Origin of the sequence: Ochrobactrum sp. SFR4 (assembly GCF_019730395.1) — a bacterium.
Taxonomy (GTDB): domain Bacteria; phylum Pseudomonadota; class Alphaproteobacteria; order Rhizobiales; family Rhizobiaceae; genus Pseudochrobactrum.
In genome coordinates this window covers 22,771-29,891 of sequence record NZ_JAAPBB010000022.1, presented here as the reverse complement: position 1 = coordinate 29,891, position 7,121 = coordinate 22,771, and the positions used below count along the sequence as shown (strand labels likewise).

Sequence of the window (7,121 nt, the reverse complement as noted above, 5' to 3'; positions counted from 1 at the left end):
GATAGAGCTATCATGAGCCGAAAATCCTCTCTTCTCAATTAACACTGTTTTGTCTCAAGGGCGCTGATGTCGGACATCTGTTCATTGAAGAGAAGGCTGATCGACCAATTTCACATATTGAGGATATAACGCTTACAGGTTGGTCAGCGAATGAAATCGCTTACCATGTCATGCTGTTAGAGGAAGCTGGTTTTATTAAAGCCGAGATTGATACTATTCCCGATTATGAAGATCCAATCATTTTGCATGTTACTTATACTATTAATCGGCTCACACTAAGCGGACATGAATTTCTTGATGCAGCCCGTACCCCTCAGCATTGGGCTGCGATTAAAGGAAACGCGCAAAAACTGGGCGTTAATAGCATGAAAACTGTTGGACGGATTGCTGAAAGCTACATTACAGACTTAATCAAACAAAGTTTTGGTAGCTGAACCAAACTTCATGGTTGAGGTTAAGAATGTTTGGCGGCTGTATTTGGGGGCCGTGTGAAGGATTTCCCATCATTTCGGGTCCTTCCTGATACACCTTGCCTGCGGGTATTTCGCACCGCGGGTCTTGGTCAGTCTGAGCGTGAAATCAAAGCCTAAAGTCAAAGGCTAAAGAACTAAAGTCAGGCACTAAACTCAGAGGATTCAATATCCGGCTGTATTCTCAGGAAAAGTTATGACGGCCATCCAGTCAGATCAGACGATGAGCAAGGGCGAGTTTGCCAAGCTGATCAATGTCTCTGCCGGACGAATATCTCAATATATTGCGTCCGGCCAGATTGGACCGGATGCTTTGCAAGGCGAGGGACGAAGCGCCCGTATTGTAGTGGAACGCGCCAAGCGCCACTTGAGCGGGCGCCTTGATGTCTCGCAGCGTGTAGGCATTAATGGTCTGAGCACGCGAATATCTGTTTCACCGGTACCACGCGCTGCAGTCGAACAGACGGATGCACCTTTACTGCAGAATGCAGAAAAGCGGCCAGCGGAAGTGTTTCAGACACCAAGTGATCTGGTTGCTGACCAGATAGCCCGCGAAAAGCTTGAACAAGCCAAAATGCAGACAGCGCGTGCCAAACGCGAAGAAGCATTAGCATCTGGCCGGTTCATGTTGGCGGATGAAGCCAGATCAGAAATCACGCGATCAGTGGCGATGGCTTACCGTGTGATGGAAGGCGGGCTGGCTGATATGGCAACGCATCTGGCCGGCCAGTTTGAATTACCACAACGCGACATCCTACATCACCTACAGCAAGCTTTCCGCAAAGTACGTGAGCGAGCAGCACAGGGTTTCATAGAGCAACAGGCTTCAGAGCCGGAAAACGTGATTGATCCTGATTTATTTGAAAGTGAGGATCAACACCTAGACTGAATGGTTGGTACATGACACTGCTTTGCAATCCGGCATGGCTGACATATTCCATTCTGGCACAGGAGACGATGCCACCGCCACCGGTGGATTATCTGAGTTGGGCAAAACAGAATATCGTCTTTTCGGATCGTATCACACAGTTTCCCGGTCCCTATAATGAAGCGCTGTTTCCGTTCTTCTCGGAGATATTGAAAGCTATTTCACCTGAAGACCCGTGCCGGATTGTGACCATTGCCAAATCGGCGCAGGTCGGCGGCACGGTGCTGGCGAATATCTTCACGCTCGGCACTATGGATATGGACCCGTGCGATTTTCTGTATGTGCATCCGACAGAGGAAAATGCCTCTCGTTGGTCGAAACAGAAGCTGATGCCGCTGATCCGCGAAACCACGGCTTTGACGGCACTGTTTCCTGAGAAAAGCCGCGAGGGTGGTAATTCCATCCACTATAAGGAGCGTGCAGACGGGCGCGGGGCTATTCAGGCAGCGGGCGCCAATTCACCTTCCGGCTTGTCGATGATCTCACCGCGTAAGCAGGTGCAGGATGATCTGTCGAAATGGCAAAACAATGAGGCAGGTGATCCGGAAAGTCAGGCAGAGAGCCGGTCAAAAGCATTCATCGCGGCGAAGATCCTGAAAATCTCAACGCCGCTGATTGCGCCGGGCTGCCGTATCAGCTCCAACTTTGAGCAGGGCACGCAGGAGCGTTACCATGTGCCGTGTCCGCATTGTTTGGAGTTGCAACCGCTCGAATGGGAGCAGATGCGTGATCACATTGATCCGGAGCATCCTGAGAAAGCGTGTTTTTACTGCGTTAAATGTGGCGGCGAAATCAAGGAGCATCATCGCGCATGGATGGTAGCGAGAGAGAATGGTGCCAAATGGATTGCTAAATATCCGGAACGAGCACGCTATCATCGCTCATTTCATATCTGGGTTGCCTATTCGCCGTTGGAAAGTTGGGAGGCGCTGGCGCGTGCCTATCTCAATGTGCAGCGCGGCGGTCCCGATGATAAAGGTAAGAAGGCCGGTGCTGAGCAGGTATTCTTCAATGACTGGCTGGGACAACCCTTTGAGACTGACGGGGAATCTATTGGCTGGGAAGTGTTGCGCGATAGGGCAGCGCAAACTGGCCTGCCGCGTGGGATTATCCCACCAAAGGCACTGATCCTGACAATTGGCATAGACGTGCAGGGGGATCGTGTTGAATGGCTGCTGGTTGGTTATGGCAAGAACCGTTACCGCGTGGTGATAGATCGCGGGATATTTGACGATAATACCGGTCGTAATCTACCGGGTTTTACAGCGCATTCCGGCCATATCTCCGAGCCTGCAGTGCAACAGGCATTGTCGCAACTGGTTAAACGTGAATGGCTGGATTGTTGGGGTAATCGGCGCAAGGTCGATCTGACGGCGATTGATGGTAATGCCTATACCGAAGATGTCTGGGAGTGGGCGCGGCGTCATCCGATCACGGATGTGATTATGGTGCGTGGTGATAATCGCGAAGCCGCTCCAATGCTGGCGCAAGTTAAAAAAGAGAAAGACAAAAAAGGTAGGCAACTCAAATACTCACGGCGCTTTTTTAACTTCAATGCTTCGGTGATGAAAGCAGCTCTTTACCGTTCATACCGCAAGGAAGATCCGGGCCAGACTGGCTATATCGATTTTGTACACGGTCTGGGGGATGAGTTCTTTGAACAGGCAACATCCGAGATACGTGTTCAGCGTCGTGGCCGTTCTGGCCATCCTTATTATGAATGGGATTTGCCAGCTGGAAAACGCAATGAGGCGCTGGATATGCTCAACCAGTCTTTGGCCGCGACCCTGCGCTTAGGGATCAATTACTGGACTGAGGATGAATGGGACGCATTGGCAGAACGTCTTTCACAAGAGCAGCCACCGGCACAGCTGGATCTTGAAGACCAGCTTTTACGCCAGCCTCAGGTGTCGGTAGCCATACTTGCAGATGAACAGAAACAATCGCCCTTGGTAAAAGCGGCAATCGCCCGTGCGATGGCGCGTGCCAGTCGCCGCGGCTGATCGGAAACAACATGACAGACAGAAGCATTTTATTGGCGCGCCTCACAGAAGCAGAGGCAGCGCTGCATAAACTCATGGTTGGTAAAGCATCAGTGCAACTCAGCTATCAGGGAGAAAGTGTGACTTTCACCACAGCAGATGAAGGGCGGTTGCGGCTTTATATTGGTGAGCTACGGACTCAGCTGGGGATTGCCAGTGCAGCACGTACACGCTCGCGCCGTGTGGTGTTTCTATGAGCGAACCGGTTATTCTGGACGCTCACGGCGCTCCAATGCCACCGGAGGTGCGTGTTGCAGCCCGCAGACGTTATGCGATGAATGCGGCAGTTTATAGCGCTGCCGGTTCGGATCATTCGTCTATGGCTGGTTGGCGACCTGGTACATATTCCGGACAAGCTGCACTCACATTGTCGCGCGATGTTGTTATTGATCGTGTCAATGATGCGGTGCGCAATAACGGTTGGGCATCGGCTGGTGTGTCCCGTCTCGTGGATACAGTGATTGGTTCCGGATGGCGCTTATCCAGTCAACCAAATGCCAGAACTCTGAATTTGAGTGCTGATGAGGCAGATGAGATTGGCGACCAGATCGAGGGGCTATGGTCGGATGTGGCGACCGATCCCGGTAACTGGTTTGATGCAGAACGTACCAAGTCTGTTGCTGGCCTGTTGGGTCTGGCAGCACGACACCGATTTTCTGACGGCGAAGCCTTTGCGGTTTTGCCATATCGGATGGGAGCGAACGGATATGGCACTTGCGTCCATGTGATTGATCCAGCTCGGATGTCAAATCCGAATGGCGCTATGGATACTGAGTTTCTGCGCGATGGTGTAGAAATTGATGCCTATGGTGCTCCGCTTGCTTATCATGTTCGCCGCTCGCATCCGGGTGACATTACACGGCCGATGCATGATATGTTTATCTGGGATCGGGTAGAACGGGAGACTGAATGGGGCAGGCCGACAGCTGTTCATGCTTTTGAGGCCAGTCGTGCCGGTATGACGCGCGGTGTCAGCCCTTGGGCATCCGTGTTGCAGCAGCTCAAGCAAGTCTCTGATTACAATGATTATGAGCTGCAGGCAGCATCACTCAATGCGGTAATGGCGGCTTTCATCAAAACGCCGCTGGATATGGATCAGCTGGCTGATAGTTTCAGTGCCGGTGATAGTGGCAAGTCGATTAACGCATTTTTTGATGCGCAGGCAGCGGCACAAGGTGCAGCATATAAGGCTGATCCGATCCGGTTGAAAGGTGCGCAGCTCAATTTCCTCAATCCGGGTGAGGATGTGGTTTTTACCAAATCCGAACATCCGAACGCTGCGTTTGAGGTTTTCGTCAATGCAGCATTGCGCAATATCGCATCATCCATTGGCCTGACCTATGAGCAGCTGACCATGGACTGGTCAAAGGTCAATTATTCCAGTGCGCGTGCCGCTCTTCTGGAAATCTGGCGCGGATTGACTGCTCGTAAAACCAGCTTTGCTCATAGCTTTATGCAGCCGATCTATATGGCCTGGCTGGAAGAAGTGTTCGATCAGGGGCGTATCAAACTACCAGCACATGCCGTTTCCTTTGAGGCCAATCCGATTGGTTGGGCAAGAGCGGCTTGGATCGGATCGGGGCGTGGCTGGGTTGATCCCGAGAAAGAAGCGCGTGCTGCCGCTATTCGTTTGGCTACTGGTCTTTCAACGCAGGAATCCGAGTCCGCCGAACAGGGGCGCGATTGGAAAGAAGACATGTTGCAACGTGCCCGTGAACAGCGCTTTGCCGCCATGCACGGTGTCACTTCCGGTGAGGTGGCAAGTACCGGTGTGGTGTCACGCTTCGGTAGTGACACGCCTAAAGATGAACCCGAACAGAAATGAGGATCAGCGCAAATGACATTTGCAATGCCGGAAATTGCGGCGCGTTTGTTCGATACGCCGCTGATGATGCATGAGGCCAAAGCCAATATTATCGCTCGCGCTTTCGGACCGCGTGTGCTGGGGCAGAATGTTGCGATGGCAGACACACCGGAAATGGGTGTGTTGTCAGAGAATATGCGGGAACTGCGCAACGGTTGGACGGGCGAGAAAATCTATAGTGGCCCCAAAATGGTTGGCAATGTTGCAGTCATTGAGGTGGAAGGGTCCCTCGTCAATAAGGGCTCATGGGTGGGGAAAACCTCCGGCATGACCTCATATGAGGGGTTGAATATCCAGATCGCTGATTGTCTTGCCCGTGATGATATCAGGGCTGTTGTCTTTGAGTTTGACAGTTTCGGTGGTGAAGTGGACGGATGTTTCGCCTGTGCCGAGGAGCTTTATGTACTTTCACAGGAAAAGCCGACGATTGCCATTCTCACCGATCATGCGTGTTCTGCGGCCTATCTTCTGGCTGCCGCCTGTCGCCAGATCGTGATCCCTACCACCGGTTATACCGGCTCGATTGGTGTCATCACTATGCATGTCGATGCATCCGGCTGGGCAAAAAATCAGGGGCTTGCAGTTACCATTCTACGTGCCGGTGAAAAAAAAGCCCGCCCTGGCATGTTCGAGACGATGAGCGAGGAAGAATATTCCGAAGCCGTCAATGATCTTGAAGCCATGCGCACCTTATTTGCTGAGACGGTGGCGCGCTACCGTGGTTCACGCCTCTCGGTAGAGGCCGCACTTGCCACGCAAGCGGATACGTTTCGTGGGCAGGCGGCAGTTGATCTTGGTCTTGCCGATGCGGTGGGGCGCCCAAAACAAGTCTTCGAGGCATTTCTTGCCGCGATGAGTGCCTGATCTCTCCCCTTTAAAAACTCTCAACATTATCAAAAAGGAACACGCTGATGTCGCTTTCAAGCGCTATCCGCGCGGCTGTTGGTGGCCGCAATACACGCAAACGCCTCGAAGAGGATAAGCCGGAAGAACTGGAAGACGATCTGCAGCCGGATGAGGCTGAGGATGATCCGGAAAATCCCGACGCTGAAACCGATCCAGATCCGGATGCAGAGGAAGAGGAGCCAGTTGCCGATGATGAAGAAAAGCCCGGCGATTATGCCCGTGGCCGCAAGGCTGAGCGTAGTCGCATGTCGGCAATCTTAGGCTCGGCTAAAGCGGAACAGAACCCGTCACTGGCAGCTCATTTGGCGTTCAATACCAATATGTCGGCCAAACAGGCCGTCGCCACATTGGCGGCTTCCGGCTCCTCCCGTGCAGTTTCCAGCCTGTCTGGCCGTATGCAGGGACGTGTACCGGCGCTTGGTAATGGTGGTGCTGCCCCTAAAGCCGGTAGTGCTGATGAGCGCCTGGTTGCCCATGCCAAAGCGCGTTCCGCGTCACGTAAACCGCAGCGTTAAGCTCGGTAATTCTGTTCCCTTAACTTTTTCAGGAGTGTCGCTATGCGCACTGAAACTTATATTCCCGGCGATTTGCTCGTCGGTGATTTTCCCGTTGCTGTCCGTGTTGTGCCTATTGCAGGCGGGCAGGGTGTTCTCAAACGTGGCACAGTGCTGGGTGAGGCCAGTGGCAAATTCCTGGTCTCAGCCTCTGCATCCTCGGATGGTTCTGAAGTGCCAAGCATGGTGCTGGCTATCGATGTCGATACCACTGCCGGTGATGTGATCACGGATGCCTATGCATCCGGTAATTTTGATGCGGCCAAACTGATCTACGGGGCAGGCCATACGGCAGCGAGTGTCGAAAGCGCATGGTGCAAAGCTTCTGCTCCGCTCTTCCTGCACAACCTCGCCTGA

General features: G+C 52.8%; 8 protein-coding genes. All 8 read left to right on the top strand.

Annotated elements, in window-relative coordinates; all coding sequences use genetic code 11:
* The first annotated feature begins 23 nt into the window (after positions 1-23).
* The 8 genes from HBA93_RS16690 to HBA93_RS16655 all read left to right on the top strand — a co-directional run bounded on the left by HBA93_RS16690 (position 24) and on the right by HBA93_RS16655 (position 7,121).
* Complete coding sequence (locus tag HBA93_RS16690) at positions 24-434, top strand: DUF2513 domain-containing protein (RefSeq protein ID WP_221724018.1); 411 nt, start codon at positions 24-26, stop codon at positions 432-434.
* Between the two features lie 232 nt (positions 435-666).
* Positions 667-1,359 carry a hypothetical protein gene (locus tag HBA93_RS16685; RefSeq protein WP_221724016.1) on the top strand — a complete coding sequence of 231 codons (693 nt, stop codon included), beginning with the start codon at positions 667-669 and terminating at the stop codon, positions 1,357-1,359.
* Between the two features lie 11 nt (positions 1,360-1,370).
* Positions 1,371-3,401 carry a phage terminase large subunit family protein gene (locus HBA93_RS16680; protein ID WP_221724015.1) on the top strand — a complete coding sequence of 677 codons (2,031 nt, stop codon included), beginning with the start codon at positions 1,371-1,373 and terminating at the stop codon, positions 3,399-3,401.
* 11 nt (positions 3,402-3,412) lie between these two features.
* Positions 3,413-3,637: a gpW family head-tail joining protein gene (gpW, locus tag HBA93_RS16675; protein WP_022711869.1), complete on the top strand. Its 225-nt coding sequence runs from the start codon at positions 3,413-3,415 to the stop codon at positions 3,635-3,637.
* Entirely contained in the window at positions 3,634-5,265 is a 1,632-nt protein-coding gene (locus tag HBA93_RS16670) for a phage portal protein (RefSeq protein WP_286202001.1), read from the top strand. The genes gpW and HBA93_RS16670 overlap by 4 nt, the downstream gene beginning before the upstream one ends.
* A gap of 12 nt (positions 5,266-5,277) precedes the next feature.
* Entirely contained in the window at positions 5,278-6,168 is an 891-nt protein-coding gene (locus HBA93_RS16665) for a S49 family peptidase (RefSeq protein WP_221724014.1), read from the top strand.
* 47 nt (positions 6,169-6,215) lie between these two features.
* Complete coding sequence (locus HBA93_RS16660; RefSeq protein WP_221724013.1) at positions 6,216-6,725, top strand: hypothetical protein; 510 nt, start codon at positions 6,216-6,218, stop codon at positions 6,723-6,725.
* Between the two features lie 42 nt (positions 6,726-6,767).
* Positions 6,768-7,121 (top strand): head decoration protein, encoded by a 354-nt coding sequence (locus tag HBA93_RS16655; protein WP_221724012.1) that lies wholly within the window; start codon positions 6,768-6,770, stop codon positions 7,119-7,121.